21 protein-coding genes and 2 tRNA genes are annotated in these 19,273 nt (G+C 52.7%); 20 read left to right on the top strand and 3 right to left on the bottom strand.

Features of this window, described 5'->3' with window-relative positions; genetic code table 11:
* The first annotated feature begins 163 nt into the window (after positions 1 to 163).
* From tolQ to nadA, 10 genes are all read left to right on the top strand, one after another.
* A complete protein-coding gene (gene tolQ, locus AC4FIC_RS01815) occupies positions 164 to 871 on the top strand; it encodes a protein TolQ (RefSeq protein ID WP_100256540.1) in 708 nt (235 codons plus the stop codon).
* The gene (tolR, locus tag AC4FIC_RS01810) at positions 868 to 1,296 is read left to right on the top strand and encodes a protein TolR (RefSeq protein ID WP_100256541.1); all 429 of its coding nucleotides are present in this window, start codon (positions 868 to 870) and stop codon (positions 1,294 to 1,296) included. Before tolQ ends, tolR begins: the two co-directional genes overlap by 4 nt.
* The gene (locus AC4FIC_RS01805) at positions 1,286 to 2,179 is read left to right on the top strand and encodes a TonB family protein (protein ID WP_100256542.1); all 894 of its coding nucleotides are present in this window, start codon (positions 1,286 to 1,288) and stop codon (positions 2,177 to 2,179) included. The genes tolR and AC4FIC_RS01805 overlap by 11 nt, the downstream gene beginning before the upstream one ends.
* 2 nt (positions 2,180 to 2,181) lie before the next feature.
* Positions 2,182 to 3,480, top strand: a complete 1,299-nt coding sequence (gene tolB, locus AC4FIC_RS01800) for a Tol-Pal system beta propeller repeat protein TolB (RefSeq protein ID WP_475844722.1) — start codon at positions 2,182 to 2,184, stop codon at positions 3,478 to 3,480.
* A gap of 88 nt (positions 3,481 to 3,568) precedes the next feature.
* Positions 3,569 to 4,132: a peptidoglycan-associated lipoprotein Pal gene (gene pal, locus AC4FIC_RS01795; protein WP_100256544.1), complete on the top strand. Its 564-nt coding sequence runs from the start codon at positions 3,569 to 3,571 to the stop codon at positions 4,130 to 4,132.
* 20 nt (positions 4,133 to 4,152) lie between these two features.
* On the top strand, positions 4,153 to 4,926 hold the full coding sequence (gene ybgF / locus AC4FIC_RS01790) for a tol-pal system protein YbgF (protein WP_100256545.1): 774 nt from the start codon (positions 4,153 to 4,155) through the stop codon (positions 4,924 to 4,926).
* A 47-nt stretch (positions 4,927 to 4,973) separates the two neighbouring features.
* Positions 4,974 to 5,648, top strand: a complete 675-nt coding sequence (gene queC / locus AC4FIC_RS01785; RefSeq protein ID WP_287439052.1) for a 7-cyano-7-deazaguanine synthase QueC — start codon at positions 4,974 to 4,976, stop codon at positions 5,646 to 5,648.
* Positions 5,649 to 5,776: 128 nt separating this feature from the next.
* Positions 5,777 to 5,852, top strand: a tRNA-Lys gene (locus AC4FIC_RS01780).
* Between the two features lie 61 nt (positions 5,853 to 5,913).
* Positions 5,914 to 5,989 (top strand) — tRNA-Lys (locus tag AC4FIC_RS01775).
* Between the two features lie 135 nt (positions 5,990 to 6,124).
* Positions 6,125 to 7,177, top strand: coding sequence for a quinolinate synthase NadA (gene nadA / locus AC4FIC_RS01770; protein ID WP_100256547.1), 1,053 nt, complete (start codon positions 6,125 to 6,127; stop codon positions 7,175 to 7,177).
* On the opposite strand, the gene AC4FIC_RS01765 is transcribed toward nadA, so the two are convergent.
* Positions 7,159 to 8,430 carry a M48 family metallopeptidase gene (locus AC4FIC_RS01765; RefSeq protein ID WP_287439603.1) on the bottom strand — a complete coding sequence of 424 codons (1,272 nt, stop codon included), beginning with the start codon at positions 8,428 to 8,430 and terminating at the stop codon, positions 7,159 to 7,161. The two genes, nadA and AC4FIC_RS01765, sit on opposite strands and share 19 nt — an antisense overlap.
* Positions 8,431 to 8,548: 118 nt before the next feature.
* Here AC4FIC_RS01765 and AC4FIC_RS01760 point away from each other — a divergent pair, with 118 nt between their 5' ends.
* Positions 8,549 to 8,776, top strand: coding sequence for a sulfurtransferase TusA family protein (locus AC4FIC_RS01760; RefSeq protein WP_100256549.1), 228 nt, complete (start codon positions 8,549 to 8,551; stop codon positions 8,774 to 8,776).
* Positions 8,773 to 9,867 carry an AI-2E family transporter gene (locus tag AC4FIC_RS01755; protein ID WP_227003766.1) on the top strand — a complete coding sequence of 365 codons (1,095 nt, stop codon included), beginning with the start codon at positions 8,773 to 8,775 and terminating at the stop codon, positions 9,865 to 9,867. The genes AC4FIC_RS01760 and AC4FIC_RS01755 overlap by 4 nt, the downstream gene beginning before the upstream one ends.
* 32 nt (positions 9,868 to 9,899) lie before the next feature.
* On the opposite strand, the gene AC4FIC_RS01750 is transcribed toward AC4FIC_RS01755, so the two are convergent.
* Positions 9,900 to 10,412, bottom strand: a complete 513-nt coding sequence (locus AC4FIC_RS01750; protein WP_100256550.1) for a peroxiredoxin — start codon at positions 10,410 to 10,412, stop codon at positions 9,900 to 9,902.
* Positions 10,413 to 10,578: 166 nt separating this feature from the next.
* Here AC4FIC_RS01750 and dapA point away from each other — a divergent pair, with 166 nt between their 5' ends.
* The 5 genes from dapA to AC4FIC_RS01725 all read left to right on the top strand — a co-directional run bounded on the left by dapA (position 10,579) and on the right by AC4FIC_RS01725 (position 14,484).
* Positions 10,579 to 11,454, top strand: coding sequence for a 4-hydroxy-tetrahydrodipicolinate synthase (gene dapA / locus AC4FIC_RS01745; RefSeq protein WP_100256551.1), 876 nt, complete (start codon positions 10,579 to 10,581; stop codon positions 11,452 to 11,454).
* On the top strand, positions 11,455 to 12,027 hold the full coding sequence (locus tag AC4FIC_RS01740; protein ID WP_145980237.1) for a hypothetical protein: 573 nt from the start codon (positions 11,455 to 11,457) through the stop codon (positions 12,025 to 12,027). It abuts the gene before it with no gap.
* Between the two features lie 2 nt (positions 12,028 to 12,029).
* Positions 12,030 to 12,797 (top strand): MBL fold metallo-hydrolase, encoded by a 768-nt coding sequence (locus tag AC4FIC_RS01735; RefSeq protein WP_100256553.1) that lies wholly within the window; start codon positions 12,030 to 12,032, stop codon positions 12,795 to 12,797.
* Between the two features lie 36 nt (positions 12,798 to 12,833).
* The gene (gene purC / locus AC4FIC_RS01730; protein ID WP_100256554.1) at positions 12,834 to 13,544 is read left to right on the top strand and encodes a phosphoribosylaminoimidazolesuccinocarboxamide synthase; all 711 of its coding nucleotides are present in this window, start codon (positions 12,834 to 12,836) and stop codon (positions 13,542 to 13,544) included.
* Positions 13,545 to 13,668: 124 nt separating this feature from the next.
* On the top strand, positions 13,669 to 14,484 hold the full coding sequence (locus AC4FIC_RS01725) for a porin family protein (RefSeq protein WP_100256555.1): 816 nt from the start codon (positions 13,669 to 13,671) through the stop codon (positions 14,482 to 14,484).
* Between the two features lie 93 nt (positions 14,485 to 14,577).
* On the opposite strand, the gene AC4FIC_RS01720 is transcribed toward AC4FIC_RS01725, so the two are convergent.
* The gene (locus AC4FIC_RS01720; RefSeq protein WP_145980238.1) at positions 14,578 to 15,999 is read right to left on the bottom strand and encodes a hypothetical protein; all 1,422 of its coding nucleotides are present in this window, start codon (positions 15,997 to 15,999) and stop codon (positions 14,578 to 14,580) included.
* Between the two features lie 326 nt (positions 16,000 to 16,325).
* Between AC4FIC_RS01720 and AC4FIC_RS01715 the strand changes: the two genes are divergently transcribed.
* From AC4FIC_RS01715 to bamJ, 3 genes are all read left to right on the top strand, one after another.
* Positions 16,326 to 17,765, top strand: a complete 1,440-nt coding sequence (locus tag AC4FIC_RS01715; RefSeq protein WP_100256558.1) for a hypothetical protein — start codon at positions 16,326 to 16,328, stop codon at positions 17,763 to 17,765.
* Positions 17,762 to 18,409, top strand: a complete 648-nt coding sequence (locus AC4FIC_RS01710; protein WP_273286117.1) for a VWA domain-containing protein — start codon at positions 17,762 to 17,764, stop codon at positions 18,407 to 18,409. Before AC4FIC_RS01715 ends, AC4FIC_RS01710 begins: the two co-directional genes overlap by 4 nt.
* 129 nt (positions 18,410 to 18,538) lie before the next feature.
* Positions 18,539 to 19,258 carry a BamJ family beta-barrel-assembly machinery protein gene (gene bamJ, locus AC4FIC_RS01705; protein WP_100256559.1) on the top strand — a complete coding sequence of 240 codons (720 nt, stop codon included), beginning with the start codon at positions 18,539 to 18,541 and terminating at the stop codon, positions 19,256 to 19,258.
* Positions 19,259 to 19,273: the final 15 nt, after the last annotated feature.

Below are 19,273 nucleotides of genomic sequence, written 5' to 3'. Positions count from 1 at the left end.
GTTTAGGCCAATTTGACCGGGAGAAGGGTGATAAATGCGAAAAATGTTTGAAAAATACCCGTCACGGCGCTTAAGTAGCTGGAATTCAAAGGCGTTATTCTCTAGCCTGTCGGATCAATATTAATTTAGCCTGTCAAACTAATGAAACAACAAGGAATATTCTGTGGGTGAACAGCTTTCATACTGGCAACTGATCGTCGATGCATCAATTATTGTCAAACTGGTGATGCTCGTTTTGTTGGGCCTGTCGACTCTGACCTGGGTGTTTATCTTTGAGCGCCGCAGTGTAATCAATGATTCCTTCAAAAAATTTGCCGCCTTCGAAGAGCGGTTTTGGTCGGGCATTGATTTGGCCCACCTATATCGCCAGGTGAATGCCAATCCGGAAGCCAATAACGGCGGTGAAGCAATATTTCGCGCCGGTTTCAAGGAATTCTCCCGTTCGCGCCAGCAACAGGTAACCGATGCAGACGGTATTATGGCTGGGTGCCAGCGCTCGATGCGGGTTGCTGTGAGCAAGGAAGCCGAACATCTGGACTCACACCTGTCCTTCTTAGCGACCGTCGGTTCTACCAGTCCTTATATCGGCTTGTTCGGTACCGTGTGGGGTATTATGAATTCGTTTCTCGGCTTGGCGACCGTCACCCAGGTATCGCTTGCCACCGTGGCACCCGGCATTGCCGAAGCGCTGATCGCAACGGCTATGGGTCTGTTTGCCGCGATACCGGCGGTGATCGCCTATAATCGTTACTCGGCTCGCGCCGAGAAGATGTTGACCAATCTCGACACCTTCGCAGAAGAATTTTCGGCTATCCTTCATCGTCAAGCCCATATGCTGGCGCACCAGCAACGTAAACAGGAAACGCCATGAAGCTGCGGTCCAAACGCAAGCCGGTCGCCGACATGAATGTGGTGCCCTATATCGATGTCATGCTAGTACTGTTGATTATCTTTATGGTGACCGCGCCTATGCTGGTGCAGGGCGTCAGTGTCGATATCCCCAAGGTGGATTCAGCGCCGATTACCGTGGACGAACGTAAGCAGCATCTGATCATAGCCCTGACCAAAGAAGGCCAGGCGTTAATTGAGCGCGGCGACGAAGAGCCGGCTCAGGTCGATGACCAAGGTATTGCGACCTACGTTGGCGGTATTTTGTCGGCCGATCCTGGCCTGCAAGTTTTATTGCGTGCCGACAGAACAGTGCCCTACGGGCGGATTATGGAGGTCATGTCCAGTCTTCAGGCTGCCGGTATGGATTCAGTCGGTCTAATTACTGAGGCGCCCGATGAGCTCTAGAGCGAATTATCGCCTAGTGGGTAAGGACTTTAGCTTGCCATTGGTGGGCGCCATAGTGGTCCATATCATAGCCCTGGCTCTGCTGATCGGTTCGTGGAGTGTTTCTCATCACAAGTCATCCGAATTTGAAATGCCCCGAAACATCGTCGCCAAGGTGGTCACGCTTGAGCAGGTTAAACCGACCGTAAAACCGCAAGTCGCGGTTAAGCCGAAACCTAAGCCAAAGGTCGTCACGCCTAAACCCAAACCCAAACCTAAACCCAAACCTAAGCCGAAAGTCGTTACGCCAAAGCCTGCGCCGGTGGTAAGTGAGCCGAAGGTGGAGGTGCCGGTTGAGAAGGCGGTAAATATTGCTAAGCCGGCTGTTGTCGCCGCGCCTATTACGCCGACCCCTGAGCCCCCAGCGGTTGAAGAAAAGGTCGTGCCGGTTGCCCCGAAACCAATAGAGAAGCTCGATTCCACCGAGGATCTGTTTGATGAAATGCTGGCTTCCTTGGCGGCCGAAGAAGAGCAAATTAACCAGCAAAAGGATCAGCTTGAACAGGAATTAGCCCGAAGAATTGCCATCGAAGCGCAGGTGGGCGACTATGTTCTGGTCATTACTCAGCAGATAGAAGAAAAGTGGTCGCGTCCAGCAGAGCTGCGGCTAATGGACCTAGCCGATATCCAGGCGGTGGTCGCGGTGGAAATCTTGCCGACTGGTGAGCTGCAAAGTGCCTCGATCCTGCAAGCAAGCGGCAACGCCAACTATGATCAATCGGTACTTCGGGCCATTGAGAAGGTGCGCCGCTTTCAGGTTCCGGCAGATCCAGAGGTATTCGAAAAGGGCGGTTTTCGCCGCCTGAACATCATCTTTAGACCAGAGGATTTAATGAAACCATGAATATGGCCAGACTAACGCAACGACTCTTCTTGGTGGCTTTTTTCTTGCTGCCAACTGTGGTTCTGGCGGATCTTGATATTGTCGTGACTAAGGGTTACGACTCGAAAACCAAAATGGCCATCGTACCTTTCTTCTGGGGTGAGGCGACTGTTTTGCCCGAGAAGATTGATGCCATCATGACCAATAATATGGTCCGAACGGGTCGGTTCGACGTCCTGCCATCCGAGTCGATGTTAAGCCAACCGTCCACCGAGGAGGGTGTGTTCTTTCGTGATTGGCAGTTGTTGGGTCAGGAATACCTGGTTATCGGCCATTTAAAGCCTTTCGCCGATAATAAGATTGAAGCCAAAGTCGCCCTCTATGATGTGGTTAAGAATCGTCGTGTCGTGCAGGTGACCCAGATCGTGGGTCAGTATCAGCTGCGTGAGTTTGCGCATTCCCTGTCTGATTTGTTTTATGAGCGCATTACCGGAGTGCGTGGGATCTTTTCAACCCGAGTGGCCTTTGTTACCCGCAAGGCCTTGGCCGATGACCGCTATGACTTCCGCTTACAGGTCGCCGATGCCGACGGTCAGCGGGCTCGAACAGTATATAAATCCGGAGAACCGATTATTTCGGTGGCCTGGTCGCACGATGGCCAAAAAATCGCCTTCGCGAATAAGATTGGTGATCGCTGGAAGATTATTATTCAGGACCTGAAAAGCGGCAAGGTGAACTCGATATCGGATGCGCGCGGCTATACCAGTTCGCCGGCATTTTCTACCGACGGCCGCTATCTGGCCTATGTTTCGAGCAATAAGAACAGTCCAGAAATCTATATATATGATTTCCAAACCGGTAAATCCGAGCGCCTGACGCGGAATACCTATATAGACACCGAGCCCAGTTTTTCACCGGATTCAAAATATTTGGTCTTTACCTCTGAGAAAGGTGGTAAACCGCAAATATATCGCTATGATCTTGCGGCGAAACGATCAGAGCGATTAACGTTCGAGGGCGACCAGAATTTCCGGGCGCGCTATAGTACCGATGGCAAGTATTTGGTGTTTGTGCACCTTAATGAGGGGCGCTTTCACATAGCCTCGATGGATATGGCTAGTCGGGATATTCGGGTCCTAACGGAAACAGATCTTGACGAATCACCCTCCATTGCGCCGAATGGGACTATGCTTGTTTATGCAACCCAAAGAGGAGGTCAAGGCGTATTGGCTTGGGTCTCACTCGACGGACAGGTCACCAACCAAATGAAATCAGATTTTGGCGATGTGCTCGAACCGGCTTGGTCGCCCTACTTGAACTGAAGATAAATGCAGTTCACGCTAGACACCATGGCCGGACATAGAATAGAGTAAGAGAAATAACTTTTAACCTTATAGAAGGGATAGGAATATGGCTAGATCCAAACTGCTCACAGCTGCTGCATTATCATCTGCAATTGTACTTGCGTCTTGTGCGGGCAAAACTGTCAGCGATGATACCTCCGCAACATCAACGGCCACATCGCCGGAATCAACAACCACAGTTGAAACGTTGGTTTTAGAAACTGACGATGATGTCGCGTTAAATCTAGAGATAGAGCAGGTTGAACCCGATACTCTGATCGAAGAAAGTGACGAGATGAATATGGATTTGGTTGGCGATCTAGTCTTTTTCGACTACGACAAGGCCGACATTCGAGCTGAATTCCGCGAGATGTTAAATACTCGTGCAGCCTATTTGGTTGCCAATCCGAACATAGAAGTTGTTCTTGAAGGTCATGCCGACGAGCGCGGTACCCGCGAGTACAACCTGGCCTTGGGCGAGCGTCGTGCTAAGCAAGTTGCGACCTACTTACAAGTCAAGGGCGTCTCTGCCGGTCAGATCGACGTTGTTAGCTACGGTGAAGAAATGCCGTTGGCGCTGGGTAAGTCAGAATCTGACTATGCACAGAATCGTCGAGTGAAATTTAAATAACCACATAAAGACCTAATTCTATGATTCAGAAGTCTTTTATAGGTGCTGCCCTCCTGGGCGGCATTTTTGCGTTTACTGCGCCACAATTGTTTGCTGAAGTGCCGGTAGTGCGCTCCCAGGCCGATCATGTGGCGTCTTCCGCCAACGTCGTGCCCCTCTCTCGTGAGGCCAGTGCGCCGGCAGCGGACCCGGCTCTGATTGAATCGCTCGTGTTTCAACTGCAGAACATCGAAACCTTGGTGTCTGAGCAACGCGGCATTATCGAAGAGTTAAGCTATCAAGTTCAGGTTATGCAGCAGGAACAAAAAGAACGTTATATCGACCTGGATAAGCGCATTCAGCTCCTGCAGACCCAGGCCAAGACTGTCGTTGCAGCCCCGGTAAAGGCGCTGCCCGCGAGTAAGGCACCTGCTTTGACCGATGAGGCCATTCTGGCCGAGTACAACGCCGCTACGGCCCTGATGCAAGAGCGCAAGTTCGATCAATCCATTGCCCAGTTGGCGGTCTTTGCCAAGCAACATCCCGATCATCCCTTGACGCCGAACGCGTGGTACTGGATTGGTGAAATTTATTTGGTCCAACGCAATGCCATCGAAGCCGAATCGGCCTTTAAACGCATTATCGCCGACTATACTGGCCACGATAAGGTGCCGGATTCGCTCTATAAGTTGGGTGTGATTGCTCAGCAGGGCGCAGATCCAGCTGCCGCTCAAACCTATTTTGAGCGCGTGTTGACTGAATTCCCGAACACCCAAAGTGCCAAGTTAGCCAAGGCGCGTCTGGAAAGTAATTAATTTAGCATTGCCTGCCAGTCAGGCCAATGCCCCTAAAGGAAAGCCCAATGGCCCAAAAGGCAGTGGTATTGCTCAGTGGCGGCCTCGATTCAACGACGGTATTAGCCCAGGCACAGATAGATGGCTATGAGGTCTACGCCCTAAGCTTCGATTATGGCCAACGTCACGATTCGGAGCTCGATGCCGCCCGGATCGTCGCTCAGCGCGCCGGTGTAGTCGAACATAAGGTGGTGCCGATGAGTCTGCGCAGTATTGGTGGTTCGGCCCTAACCGATATGGCGATGGACGTGCCCGAAGTGGCGTCCGAAGGTATTCCCGTTACCTATGTACCCGCGCGAAATACCGTGTTTCTGTCCATCGCCCTGGGGTGGGCCGAGGTGATCGATGCAGACGCGATCTTTATCGGTGTCAGTGCGGTCGACTATTCGGGTTACCCAGATTGCCGACCGGAATATATAGCGGCCTTCGAGAAAATGGCCAATTTGGCCACCAAGCGCGGGGTCGAGGGTCGGCCGGTGCGGATTCTGACCCCCTTGATCGATCTGACTAAAGCAGACACCGTTCGTCTGGGTGTGCGCCTTGGGGTCGATTACGCGGCGACGGTTTCCTGTTACCAGGCCAACAGTTTGGGCGAAGCCTGTGGGCTATGCGATTCTTGTCGATTGCGAATAAAAGGTTTTGCCGAAGCCGGCGTGGCGGATTCAACGCGCTATGTGGGTTAGAGCAGCCTGTTAATTCTATATTGCACAATATTTTGGCGCTTTCCCTAGAAAAAACAATAACTTGGGGCATATTTATTGAATTAGGGGTTGCGCCAACACAAAATATCCATATTATATGCGCCTCCTTAGGGTCGTTAGCTCAGTTGGTAGAGCAGTTGGCTTTTAACCAATTGGTCGTGCGTTCGAGTCGCACACGACCCACCATTTTTTCGAAGGTGGGACGGGAAGAAAGGCAGTAAGGGTAACAGGGTTACCAAGCAAGTTTGGGTCGTTAGCTCAGTTGGTAGAGCAGTTGGCTTTTAACCAATTGGTCGTGCGTTCGAGTCGCACACGACCCACCAATTCCAAAAAAGGAGAGCAAACGCTCTCCTTTTTTTATTTCTATGTCATTTGGGTTTGCCGACTTGATATAGCATCCCCTCAGCGCAATAATCTACCTATCTTCAATTCATCTGAATACAACGGGTTAAACCATCATGACCGGAAAAGTCAGCCTAGCAGACCTGAAAATAGATTTTGAACTCCCCGTCGCGCAGCGCGTGAGTCCGTTGAGTCAGGCTGACGTGGTGCGTCACCAAGATGAGATCATTGCCCTATTGCACGACAACGACGCCTCTATGGTCGCACACTACTATTGCGACCCGTTGGTGCAGGCCCTGGCCGAGAAGTCGGGCGGCTACATCGGTGACTCGCTTGAGATGGCCCGCTACGGCCGGGATGTGAATTCCAGTACAATCTTGGTGGCCGGCGTGAAGTTCATGGGTGAAACGGCAAAGATCTTGAGTCCAGACAAGAGGGTCCTTATGCCGACCCTCGAGGCGACCTGCTCACTCGATCTGGGCTGCCCGGCTGACGAATTCACGCGTTTTTGTGATCAGCATCCAGAGCGTACCGTGGTCGTCTACGCCAATACCTCTGCCGCGGTGAAAGCGCGTGCCGATTGGGTGGTGACCTCGAGCATTGCCTTGGCGGTGGTGGAGTATCTTGACCGGCGGGGTGAGAAAATCCTTTGGGCACCCGATCAGCATTTGGGCGCCTACGTCCAAAAGCAAACGGGAGCCGATATGCTGCTGTGGAACGGCAGCTGTATCGTTCATGAAGAATTTAGAGCGCAAGGGTTATTGGATATGAAAGCCCTGTACCCCGATGCAGCGGTGTTGGTGCACCCGGAATCGCCCGCGGCAGTGATCGCTCTGGCCGATGCCGTGGGCTCAACGACGGCGTTGATAGAAGCCTCTGCGACCTTGCCAAACCAACAGTTTATTGTGGCTACCGATCGCGGTATTTTTTATCGCATGCAGCAGCGCTCACCGACCAAGTCCTTTATCGAGGCGCCAACCGGCGGTCAGGGGGCCCAATGTAAGAGTTGCGCCCATTGTCCTTGGATGGCGATGAATGATTTGGAGCGGATTAAAAAAGAACTGATCCAACCGGCCAATGAAGTTCTAGTGCCTGATCATCTTATCAGCAAGGCGGTGCTGCCATTGCAGCGGATGCTCGATTTCGCCGATCAACGGAAGCGCCTATAGCGCTCGCTGTAGTCTTTTAAGAGGGTTTTTAAGCGAGCGATTTGATTGGTGTCGTTATTGCCAGCGAGTCGATTGCTTAAGAGGGTCAGGGCCTGGGTTTCCTGGCCCGACTGCCATAACCAACGCGCCTGCCACTCCACGGCCGAGCCTAGGCTGCATTGAGTAGATACCTGCTGTAAGAGTTCCAATACATCGAGCGTGGCGTAGCTGTTTTCAATAGCCGTTGCGAACGCGGTAACGGTGCTGCAGAGCGCGGTGTCCTTGAGCCGCCGCATGACTTTGAGCTGTTCAAAATGAGCCGGCAAAAATCCTCTATATTGCGCCGTAAGCCGCGTGATGTCAGTCAGGTAGCGTCGGTCATTGGGCCGTTGCTGCTGCTGAGTTTTGTACCAGGCCAAGATCAGGTTGGGGTCGGTGATTTCGTCGGCTAGCTCGGTCCAGTCTGCCAATGGGTTGGTGAGGGACGGGTCAGCCCGCTGCAACAGGTTGAATCGAACGACATCGTAGGCGCTGATGCTGCTGGGCTCAACGGGGCTCGTGGTCTGGTTGGCGAGGCGTGACGCGCGCGTCGAACCGAGCGGGTGGCTGCTCAGGAACTCGTAGGCGTCGGTGGTAAAGGACGTCTGCTCCAGTTTTTGAAAAAACGCCCGCCCGCCATTACTGTCGTAACCGGCTCCAGCCAATAGGCCCTGGGCCAGTTGGTCGGCCTCCAGTTCCATTGTCTGGCTGAAATTTAATTGATTCTGACTGGTTACAGCGAAGGTGCTGAAGAGTGCGGCATTGGCCGCCTCAGGGTTTTCTTGGGCGAGTAAGATGGTGAGTAGAATGCCGCTGGCAATGACCCAACCCTGCTGACTTTGGTTACTGCTCAGTCGGCTAAAATGGTCTAGCGTTATATGTGACATCTCGTGCGCCAAGACCGACAGAAACTCACTTTCGGTGCTAGCAAATTGCCAAAGGCCTCGGTTTAGACCAATGATGTTGCCCGGGATGGCAAAGGCATTGATCGAGTCTGCGCGCATAATGAGCGGCGTTATCTGGCTAGTGGGCCTGGGATTGACTAAATTCAGTTGTAAGATCTTCTGACTCAGCCAGTAGGTGGCCCAATAGTCGTTGGTCAGTGCCCGTTGCTTGTTTAGGCTCCGAATGGCCAGGTCGCTGAAATCTTGGCTCATAGGGTTGGTCCAATCTATCGACCGATCGCCCAGTTCGGCGGAGCCCGAGCCCGATGCCGTGAGGCATAAGATGAACATAGATTGTCTAAATATCTTTAACATAAACAGACACTGCTGGCTTAAATGGATATGAGTGGTCATCATATAGGGTTAGAACGGTCTAGTTTCCATTAACTTGTAATTGACACGTAAAACAATGACACGAATTGAGATTGATGCGCGCGCACTGCGTTGCCCCATGCCACTGCTCAAACTGAAGCAGGCCCTGGCCAATGTGACCTTGGGTGATCAGGTCCAACTCGGTGCAACAGACGCGGGGGCATGGCGCGACATACCGGCCTTTGTTGCCCTTACTCAACACCGGTTAATTGAAAAAAGCCAGACCACTGACGAGTTTTGGTTCGTCGTGGAAAAAGGAGAATGAATTTGAAAATCTACCGAGTCGTAAGTGACTTCTTTCATCGCTATTTCTCCGATGAAGAAGCCGTGATTCTGTTTATCCTGTTTATATTGTTTTTTGTCATAATTTACACCTTTGGCAGTACCTTGGCGCCGCTCTTTACCGCCGTTATCCTGTCTTATCTGTTGTCGCCTCTGGTCGACAAGTTACAGTCCTTTAGGGTTCCTCACACCTTAGCGGTGATCGGCGTCTTTGCCTCGTTTTTTGGCGTCGCCATCGTCTCACTGCTGGTGATGATTCCCGCCTTGGTTAAACAGGTGAGTAGGCTAGTTGGCGACATTCCGCGCATGATGGGGATCTTTCAGGATCAATTGGCCGCCTTACCCCTGCGCTACCCCGAACTGCTCTCCAGCGAGTTGGTCGATCAGTGGATAGGCAGTCTGGAGTTGAGCCAAGTGGGTCAGCAGCTGTCAGGCTGGTTGCCCAGCGTGGTGACTTTTTCACTCAATACGCTGTCGAGCGTCATTGGCGTGTTGGTTTATGTGATCGTTGTACCACTAATGGTGTTCTTTATTCTTAAAGACCGAGAACAGCTTTGGCTTAAGTTTAAATCGATTTTACCAGAGCAACGCCGTCTGATGAATCAGATCGCACTCGAGATGAATCAGCAGATTGCCAACTACATTCGGGGCAAGGTGATCGAAATTTTGATTGTTGGCAGCGCTTCTTTTGTCACCTTCGAGTTGCTGGGCCTAGACTACGCGGCCTTGTTGTCGGTGCTTATCGGCTTCTCGGTGCTAATCCCCTACATCGGCGCGACTGTCGTCACCATCCCAGTATTTGCCATTGGGCTATTTCAATGGGGTTTCGGTCCTCAGCTCTATTGGGTACTTATGGCCTATCTACTTATTCAAATACTCGATGGTAATGTCCTGGTGCCACTGTTGTTTTCGGAAGCGGTCAACCTGCACCCCGTTGCCATTATCGTGTCGGTGCTGATTTTTGGCGGCATTTGGGGGTTTTGGGGGGTGTTCTTCGCGATACCGCTGGCGACCCTGGTCAAGGCCATTATCAATGCCTGGCCCAGCAATTCGAGTCGAGAGTCGGTCGAGTAAGGCACGGCATCGCGTTGATATCGGCCATGCCGTTAGTCATTGGCGGTGGTTGGCGTGGTAGTGAGCGAACCGGTTAGCTTGCTATGGTAAAATTCGACATAGTCGATAACGTCGTGCACGTGGGTTTTGATGTTGACGTCGCGCCAGGCACGGATCAGGCGTCCGTTTTGATTGATCAAGAAGGTACTGCGGACCAAGCCCATGATCGGTTTGTCGAACAGTTTTTTTGCCTTTAAAACACCAAACAGGGTACAGAGCTGATTATCTGGATCTGAAATAAGCTCAAACGGTAACGCCTGAGATGCCTTGAAACGCTCGTGACTGGCCAATGAGTCACGACTAACGCCAAATAACTGGGTGTTCTGGTTACGCAGGCGGGTATAGTTGGCGGCAAAATCTTGGTTTTCTATAATGCAGGCGGGTGTATTGTTTTTCGGATAGAAATAAATCACAATTTGCTGGCCAGTGAAGGCTTTTAAGTGCACGTTTTGACCGCTGGTTGCCGGGACTGTGAAATCTGGTACGTAATCCCCTACTTTTAGCATGGTAGAATCTCCATCTAGAATCCTTCGGGTGTAAGCGAGTGATTTAGTACAGCTTTGCGCCGATTTAGTATCAGTATGGCGCAAGCCCCGATATTTTCCAGTTTCCGGTTGTTCTAACGTACACGCAAAAGTATCATTAACTAACATATTGAAGAGAAATTATCATATGATCACCGGCAGTCTGGTTGCTTTAGTTACCCCGATGTTTTCAGACGGTTCCATCGACTGGGACAGTCTCGACAATCTTCTCGAATTTCATATTGAAAACGGTACCGCCGCTATTGTGATAGTGGGCACTACCGGAGAGTCGTCGACCCTCGATATGGCAGAACATGAGCAGGTAATTAAATATACCGTCGGTAAATGTCAGGGACGAGTCCCGGTTATTGCTGGCACCGGTGGCAATTCGACCTCAGAAGCTATTCATTTAACAGCCGCAGCCAAGCGGGTCGGTGCCGATGCGGCGCTGATCGTGACGCCCTATTACAATAAGCCGTCGCAGGAAGGCCTGTATCAGCATTTTAAAAAGATTGCCGAATCGGTCGACCTGCCTCAGATCCTTTATAATGTGCCGGGCCGGACCGCTTGTGATATGTTGCCCGCAACCGTGCTGCGCCTTGCCGAGGTGCCAAACATCATTGGCATTAAGGAAGCGACCGGTGATATAGATCGCGCCAAATACCTAATTGCCCATGTTCCCGAGGGGTTCGCCGTATACAGCGGCGATGATGCCACGGCAACAGAGCTGATGCTGGCCGGCGGTCACGGTGATATTTCGGTCACCGCGAATGTGTCCCCCAAGGCCATGGCCAGCATGTGCGCTGCGGCCTTGGCCGGTGATCGGGAACTGGCCGAACGCCTGAATATGTCCCTCCAGCCGCTCCACCAACAGTTGTTTTTGGAGGCCAATCCGGTGCCTGTTAAATGGGCTCTGCATCTTATGGGTCTCATCCCAGACGGTATACGCTTACCCTTGGTGCCATTAGACGGCCAGTATCATGAAGCCGTGACTCAGGCGATGATGGAATCGGGAATTATTTAATTGATGTGTTTTGTCCGATCGACCCTTTTGCTCTTGGTCTGGTTGTCACTCGTCGGTTGCGGCGGTAATACCCAGATAATCCAATACCAGGCACCGGCAGAGTCCGCTGGCGATTGGTATCCAATCCCCGCCGATGCACCCGACTTTGCCGTTTTGGCAGCCCCGGTGATTCCCCGCTTGGTCGCGCCGACGGCAGTCAATGAGCCCGCGGCCCTGGCCGGCAGTCTGTTGGTTTCTAAGATGACCGACAGCTTGGGCAATTCCAGTCTGCGCTTTAACCGAGAAACCAGTACCACCTGGGAACTGGTCGATACTGCCCTAAGCGAACTGGGTTTTGCCAATCTAGACAAAGATCGATCTAAATATCGTTTCGTGATGCCGGCAAGCGACCAAAAAAAGGGTCCCATCGCCAAGATATTCGCCAACAAGAAGGACGAGTTGTTCCTGTTGTTGATTCCCCAGGGTACTGAAACCCTTGTCGTGGTTGAGGGAGTGGGCGATGAAATACCCGATCTCAGCCAATCCGAGGCGATTCTCAGTAAGCTTTACGCCCACTTTCAGAACCCGGGCTGATTATGCGGGTTTCGTCACTCGGCAGTGGCAGCAAGGGCAATGCAACCCTAATTCAGGTCGCAGATACCACGATTCTGGTTGACTGCGGCTTTGGTTTAAAAGAGATAGAAGGGCGATTGAGGAGTCGGGGCGTTGAGCCTGACAGCTTGGCGGGCATATTGGTGACCCATGAGCATGCCGATCACCTCAAGGGCGCACCGATGTTGGCGAATCGTTATGGCATCCCACTCTGGTCGACCCACGGCACGGCACGGTATTTCAAACGCCCGGTGGCCACGGCACGGCCCTTCCATCCATCCAAGCGAATTGCGATTGGATCTCTCGATATTGAACCGGTAACCGTTCCTCACGACAGTGCGGAACCATCTCAGTTCGTTTTTCATCATCAGGGTCTGCGCTTTGGCCTATTAACCGATCTGGGGTCGTTGACCAAACATATCCATCAGGCCTATCAAGACTGCCAAGTGCTGATGTTGGAATGCAACCATGACCCAGATATGTTGCACAACGGGCCTTATCCGCCAAGCCTGAAGCGGCGCGTCGGCGGCGATTTTGGCCACCTGAGCAACGCCCAGGCCGCGCAATTGCTCAAGGGCCTCAATCATTCAGCTCTCCAACGAGTGCTGGTGTCCCATATCAGCGAACATAATAACGATCCGGCCCTAGCCATCGCGACTCTATTGCCTGAGTTAGACGGTCACGACACAAAAATTGAGATGTTAACGCAGCAAGACGGCTGTGATTGGATCACACTCCAGCCGACCGCCTAACGCGTTGCACGATTGAATTAAATATGAGGATCCACCATGGAAAAAACAGGCGTACTTTATGCCGGCAAGGCGAAAACAGTCCATACCACGGCCGATAAAGACCTAATGGTTCTTGAGTTCAGAAATGACACCAGTGCCTTTGATGGCGAGCGTATCGAGCTGCTCGATAACAAGGGCCGGGTCAACAATCTGTTCAATGGTTTTGTCATGGAGAAGTTACAGGAAGCTGGGATTGAGACACATTTTGTGCGTCTGCTGTCCGATCACGAATCGTTAGTGCGCAATCTTAAGATGCTCACGGTCGAGTGTGTGGTGCGCAACCGCGCCGCTGGCAGCCTGGTGCGCCGGCTCGGGGTAGTCGAAGGAATGGAACTGAATCCACCGATTTTTGAGTTTTTCCTTAAAAACGACGAACTGCACGATCCGATGATTAACGATGCGCATATTTTGACCTTTGGCTGGGCCACGCTTGAGCAGATTGCCGAAATGAAGGTATTGACCTTGAGAGTCAATGAGGTGCTCAAGAAGCTGTTCGCCGATGGCGACCTGATCTTGGTCGACTACAAGCTTGAATTCGGCGTGTTTGACGGGCGGGTGGTACTGGGCGATGAGTTCTCGCCTGACGGTTGCCGGCTCTGGGATGCCAAAACCATGGAAAAGATGGATAAGGATCGATTCCGCCAAGGCTTGGGCGATGTGGTCGAAAGTTACATGGAAGTTGGCCGGCGTATTGGTGTCCAGTTTTAACATTCAAGCAATTTTTTAAAAAAGTATCTAAAGTCTGGCCGGCCCAATTGGCGCGGCGCAGATAAATTATCTACATTAGTCCATACTAGAGCATTAACTGCTTATAACTATGAGGAACAGACAGATGAATAAATGGATCGTTACCGCCGCGATGGCTCTTGCCGTACCCGGTGCCTCAGCGAAACTGCTGATGTCAATCGATGCTGGCGGCGGCTACACCATGCCTACCCTGTCCGAGGATAGCACCTTTATTGGCGACACCTTTGATTTGACCGGTACCCAAAGCAGCGCAGCGGCGCCCTATGGCTTGGGCATGGCCGCGAGTAATGGTTTCTACGGTTGGGCAAAAATTTCCCTGCCATTGTTGCCCGATGTTAAGCTTAAGTACGAGAGTATGGTGCTGGAAGGCAGCAACACCGTAGCGTTTAGCCAAGCTATATTAGGCGAAAGCTTTGATATCTCAGGCACGGTTGAATCGTCTCTGGATCTGTCTCATGTTGACTTAGGCCTCACCATCGGCCTGCCGATCCCGCTGCTCGACATCGATTTCGGTGTTAATTTTCGGGCTTTGACGGGCGGCTTCTCCGCGTCGGGTGTGATCGCTGGCACGCAAGATACCAAAGAAGTTCTATTCCCGTCTGCGACCATTATTCCGCTGGGCTATATCAGTGCGGCCGCGACCATTCCGGGCCTGGGCGTTAAGATCGGTGGTGAGTTGAGTACCTTGCCACTAGGCGATGCCGATATATCCGACTGGAACATCAAGGGCACCTGGTTTGCGCCCCTGCCAACCAATATGTTGGCCAAGGTCGGTGTCGAAGCCGGTTATCGGAGCTTCAATATGACCATTGGCGAAACGGTTGGTTGGCTCGACACCTCCGATTTCCAGTCGAACGTGACCATCGCCGGTTTCTTTGTCGGCGCCGCAGTGCACTTCTAGGGCGAGTCCAGCAGTGCAAAAAACCCGCATTTGCGGGTTTTTTTTGGTTTTAACATGCCCTCGTTAGGCCACTGCAAGCCTTTGTCCCTAGCTTTAGGGGCTTATCGACCAGAGGTTGCCCACATCGCTGATACATTCAGTCGCGATGCGACTCTGGCGTTCGCTGAACAGCTCAACAAGGTTCAGACGCAGCGGGTTTTCATAGTGAAAGACGCGCAACTCGCTATCGACCCAAGTGCACACGCCGAACAGGGCGCCCTCGTTTTGTACCTCCCGCGCACAGGGTGCCGGCGAGTCGCTCAGGCTAACGGACCCGGAGTCGAGTTGATCGCAACTGCCCAACGCAGTGCCATTCTGTACTTCATGACACTGGTTTAAGGCATTGGCGTTAAGGCCCGTCAATGGCGTTAGGCAGCTGCCTGCGCCGCCGAAAGTGGCCACGCCATCGCTGCCGTTGAGCACCGAGATGACATAGCCTTGGGTTATGCTGAAGTCGTTGATATCGGTCGCCGTCACCACCCAATTATGGTCACCGCCGGCGGTGATTGTTGTTACGACATCGGCACCGCTGAACGATAGGCTGGCGCCATTGGCCAAGGTCAGATCATGGCTGAAGGTCAGTTCACCGCCGGCCACACTACTGCTGCCGCGATCGCTAACCAGAACGTCCACCGGAGCCTCGGTGGCCAGGGTCGGTGAAACCGACATTCGTAGGCTAATGACAATTATTTCTGGGTCTGGGATCGGTAGGGCCTGCGCGGCGCTAATTTGCGCCGAGGTTAGCGTCAGGTCGGCTAGTTCGACTGCCTGGAGTAATCGCCCCAGACTGACCTGGGTCAGAATCTCGCCTGCGTTATCGATGACGCTCAGGTCGCTGCTGCTGACCACAAAGCCCAGGGTGTCGTGCATTAGATCGAGTTCATCCAGGTCTGGATCGGCGAGATAAACGTCGTCGAAGGGGTCGCGGCCGTCTGGCCATGCCTCGCCGAGCAGCTCATCGAGCTGAGCGACGATGGTCTGTTCAACCGCCGCGCTGAAGCCGGCCAGGAGTGCGTCAATGCAGGTGGCCTCTTCGGCGCATAATTCCAGCGATTGGCCCTGCTGACTGTTGGACCAGATATCCAAGACCGCATGGGTGCTGGGATTGATATTTATCAGCGCCGAGGTCAGGCCATCCTGATGGCGATAACGACTGTACAGGCGCACGGTGGTGCCGTCAGACTCGGGAATATCACTCCACATCAGCTGACTCTGCTCTGCGGGCGTCGAGAGCAGATAGTTGCCCTCGGAGTCCGCTCGGGCGCACTCAGATGCCAAATCAGAGCCGAGACAATTGCTCGACCAACTGCCGGCCCGGCCAAGCGCGCTGGTCCCGGCAATTTGACGGTAAATGGTCGCATCGGCGGTACCATCGGTTGTCCCGCTGGTGTCGCTGCCCGCCGGTTGCGCGCAACCGAGCAGGACCCCAATGGAGGCCATTAGGACCGTTAGGGTTGTCAGATATCTTCTACTCATACGCTTATTGTGCACTGGTCCTGCCTATTCTAACTTTGGCTGCAAAAATACCAAGGCGCGCTGTTGGGTCCATTCCGTGGCACCGGATGACGCTGCTGGTCATGCTTTTCGACCTCGTTAACGGAGTCGTTTCGGCAGTTTACACCCTGATGGTTGTTTATTTGCGCGTCTTTATGGCTATTATTTGAACTCCATAACAGTATTGGTACGATGAGACTGTAATAGTGTTGCCCTGTGAGGCGAGACCGGTTTGCCTATCCCGGCCAAGACCTAGTCAATTTATAGGTTGTATAGTGCCTGAAGTGAACACCTTTTGGAGAAATACCATGAATTGGACGATCATCTTCCCAGATCAGCCGCTCTTATCAGGATTTGTTCTGTTGGTCCTAGCGATTAGCCTGCTCTATTTCGCGCGGACCCCGGTGCATCGGGCCTTGACTCGGATATCTCGGTTGGCAGCGGGTTTACTGCGCCTGCAAGCCAAAGCCTTGGCGCGATTGATCCAGCTGCTGCAGATGCGCAATCGCGAGGTGTTGCTCGAAATGGGAAAAGGTCAGCTTGAACGCAAGCTAAACCGTGATTTCCATCGTGTCAATGAGATCGTGGCCAACGATTTGGGCCAATATCCGGAATTGCAGAAGAATATGTCCAGTTTGGTTACCCGGCTGGAAGAGGATTATCACCAGTCGGCCGAAACCGCGCCACCGTCACCGGACTGGGTCGAGGCCATTACCGCCATCGTAAACTTAAAGGAAGCCCAAAAAGGTAACCCGGTCATTGTTAAGGTCCTAGATGACCTCTATACCAGCATAGCCGAGCAACAGAAGAAAACCCTTGATACCTATCGTGGCAGCGTTTCAGCCCGACACCGGCTGTTGCATGGCATGATGCCGCAGTGGCGCAGGTTGAATAATGTTATCGAACGGGTCGGCGGATCAATGCGCAATCTGATCCTCCAGGCGGAAGAAATTGATAAGAATATGAACCAATATCGGGAGATCTACGCTGGATCTGATAAAGCAGAGCGCATGCTCAGGGTGTCCTCGTTACGAGAATTTGCCGTTGCGTTGTTCTGGATGGCCATTTTTGTCGGTGGCGCCTTTCTCAATTTTCACCTTATTTCGCTGCCCATGTCCGAAATGGTCGGCGCCAGTTCGCGCATCGGAACCTTTACCGTTGCGGAGGTCTCCGCCCTGATGATCGTACTAGTCGAGGTGGCCATCGGCATGCTCCTGATGGAAGTGCTGCACATTACTCGCATGTTCCCGGCCTTTGGCACCCTAGATGAACGCAAGCGGCGGATCCTGCTCTGGACCTTCTTGGGTTTTATTCTGGTGTTTGCCTCGATCGAGTCGGGTCTGGCTTTTATGCGTGATCAGATTGCCAATGACACCGCCGCGTTGCGCGGTCTGTTGGTCGGCGGCGAGGCTGTTGATCTGGTCGGGACCGGCACCATCAGCACTCTGATTCCGCAAGCTGCGCAGATGTTGCTAGGCTTTTTGCTGCCTTGGGTGCTTATTTTTGTCGCCATTCCCTTCGAATCCTTCGTCGAAAGTGGCCGTATTTTACTCGCCAACTTGGTGATTCAAGTCTTGCATCTGTTGATTATCTTGATGCGTCTGACTGCCACCATGATTCGCTACCTGTGCGACATCCTGCTCGCCCTGTACGACATAGCCGTCAGCATCCCGCTCTGGTTAGAACACAAGATCAGCCATCGCCCTGCGGCGACGGCAAAAACGGCGCTGGTCGAGGAGCTGCTATGAGAATGACTCTGGTCACCCTCTTGGTACTGGTGATGTTGGCCGGTTGCATGCGGCAAACGCAGAACCCTTACCGAGGCGTCTATCTCTTACTGGACACCTCTGGCACCTATACCGAGGAGTTAGAAAAGGCTCAGCGGGTCATCAACTACTACCTCGGTTCGCTCGGCGCCGGCGATTCCTTCGCCGTGGCCCGTATCGACAGCGGCAGCTTCAGCGAAAAGGATATTATTGCCAAGGTCACCTTTGACGGCCGACCGAGTCAGATGAATGCCCAGAAGCGGGAGTTCGCCAAGGTGATCAATCTCTTTATCGGTTCGGTGGAAAGCGCTCAATACACCGATATCTCCGGGGGTTTGCTGCAGGCGGTGGAGTTTTTAAATGAAACCAATGCTGGGCAGAAGTCCATCCTGATCTATTCCGATTTGCGTGAAGAGTTGCCCGAAGGCTATAACCGAAATTTCAGTTATGAGCTTGACGGCTTTCAGGTTTTCGCTCTCAATGTCACCAAGCTGCGCGAAGATAATATAGACCCCTCTGAATACCTCAGCCGACTCACCGATTGGCAAGCTAAGGTAGAGCAGGGCGGCGGGCAATGGCAGGTGGTCAATGATCTGGATCGGATCGACGCCTTGGCGCTCGACTGAGCGTCAGGGTCCGGTAAAAGCTCTGGAGCCGAGATCGGACTGACGGTAGACTACTCGCGAATTTTAGGTTCCGGATATTTTGGGCCTGGTCCAGTCGTTATAGATGAGTGATTGATTAAAGGATATCGCATGAAATTGAATAAACTAAAAAGTCTGGCCTATGTCGCTGGCTTGTCTCTTGCTATTGCCGGTTGTGCGCAGGCAGTCGACGCTGAAGTCGTTAGCTTGGATAGCGATGAACAGATAGCCTCTTACGGCATCGGCTTTGGTTTTGCGGCCAACCTGAAGCAGCAAACCGCAGGCATTGAACTGAGTGCTGAAGCGCTGATGCGCGGTGTCTCTGACGCTATGACGGCAGCCGACATGGCCGTGACTGAAGAAGCGGTTCAGGCCGCAATCAGCGCCTTGCAACAAAAGCAGATGGCCAGCAAGGCCGCTGAATCGGAAGCCTTGTCAAGTGCTGCCCGCGCTGAAGGCGAAGCCTTTTTAGCTGAAAACGGTCAGCGTGATGGGGTTATGACCACCGAGTCTGGTCTGCAATACGAAATAATCGAAGCCAATGATAGCGAAGAGCGGCCGACGGCGGAAAACACCGTACGCGTTCATTATCACGGCACGCTGATTAATGGCACCGTCTTTGATAGCTCGGTTGAGCGCGGCGAGCCGGTCGAGTTCCCACTCAATCAAGTAATTACCGGTTGGACCGAAGGCGTTCAATTGATGGCGAAGGGCGAAAAGTATCGACTCTTCATCCCAGCGGCCTTGGCCTACGGCGATTCACAGGCGAGCCCGCAGATTCCACCGGGTTCTACCCTGATCTTCGAAGTTGAACTGCTTGAGATCATCTAGTGTCACAGCCTAAGG

The organism is Reinekea sp., from assembly GCF_982785585.1.
This window is presented reverse-complemented; position numbering and strand designations above follow the sequence as displayed.

Coding starts and splice junctions, on each gene's coding strand:
- dapA (WP_100256551.1), top strand. CDS start 10,579: ATGATCACCGGCAGTCTGGTTGCTTTAGTTACCCCGATGTTTTCAGAC.
- AC4FIC_RS01710 (WP_273286117.1), top strand. CDS start 17,762: ATGAGAATGACTCTGGTCACCCTCTTGGTACTGGTGATGTTGGCCGGT.
- nadA (WP_100256547.1), top strand. CDS start 6,125: ATGACCGGAAAAGTCAGCCTAGCAGACCTGAAAATAGATTTTGAACTC.
- queC (WP_287439052.1), top strand. CDS start 4,974: ATGGCCCAAAAGGCAGTGGTATTGCTCAGTGGCGGCCTCGATTCAACG.
- AC4FIC_RS01720 (WP_145980238.1), bottom strand. CDS start 15,999: ATGAGTAGAAGATATCTGACAACCCTAACGGTCCTAATGGCCTCCATT.
- AC4FIC_RS01750 (WP_100256550.1), bottom strand. CDS start 10,412: ATGCTAAAAGTAGGGGATTACGTACCAGATTTCACAGTCCCGGCAACC.
- AC4FIC_RS01725 (WP_100256555.1), top strand. CDS start 13,669: ATGAATAAATGGATCGTTACCGCCGCGATGGCTCTTGCCGTACCCGGT.
- AC4FIC_RS01755 (WP_227003766.1), top strand. CDS start 8,773: ATGAATTTGAAAATCTACCGAGTCGTAAGTGACTTCTTTCATCGCTAT.
- pal (WP_100256544.1), top strand. CDS start 3,569: ATGGCTAGATCCAAACTGCTCACAGCTGCTGCATTATCATCTGCAATT.
- tolB (WP_475844722.1), top strand. CDS start 2,182: ATGGCCAGACTAACGCAACGACTCTTCTTGGTGGCTTTTTTCTTGCTG.
- bamJ (WP_100256559.1), top strand. CDS start 18,539: ATGAAATTGAATAAACTAAAAAGTCTGGCCTATGTCGCTGGCTTGTCT.
- ybgF (WP_100256545.1), top strand. CDS start 4,153: ATGATTCAGAAGTCTTTTATAGGTGCTGCCCTCCTGGGCGGCATTTTT.
- AC4FIC_RS01805 (WP_100256542.1), top strand. CDS start 1,286: ATGAGCTCTAGAGCGAATTATCGCCTAGTGGGTAAGGACTTTAGCTTG.
- AC4FIC_RS01765 (WP_287439603.1), bottom strand. CDS start 8,430: ATGTTCATCTTATGCCTCACGGCATCGGGCTCGGGCTCCGCCGAACTG.
- AC4FIC_RS01715 (WP_100256558.1), top strand. CDS start 16,326: ATGAATTGGACGATCATCTTCCCAGATCAGCCGCTCTTATCAGGATTT.
- AC4FIC_RS01735 (WP_100256553.1), top strand. CDS start 12,030: ATGCGGGTTTCGTCACTCGGCAGTGGCAGCAAGGGCAATGCAACCCTA.
- purC (WP_100256554.1), top strand. CDS start 12,834: ATGGAAAAAACAGGCGTACTTTATGCCGGCAAGGCGAAAACAGTCCAT.
- tolR (WP_100256541.1), top strand. CDS start 868: ATGAAGCTGCGGTCCAAACGCAAGCCGGTCGCCGACATGAATGTGGTG.
- AC4FIC_RS01760 (WP_100256549.1), top strand. CDS start 8,549: ATGACACGAATTGAGATTGATGCGCGCGCACTGCGTTGCCCCATGCCA.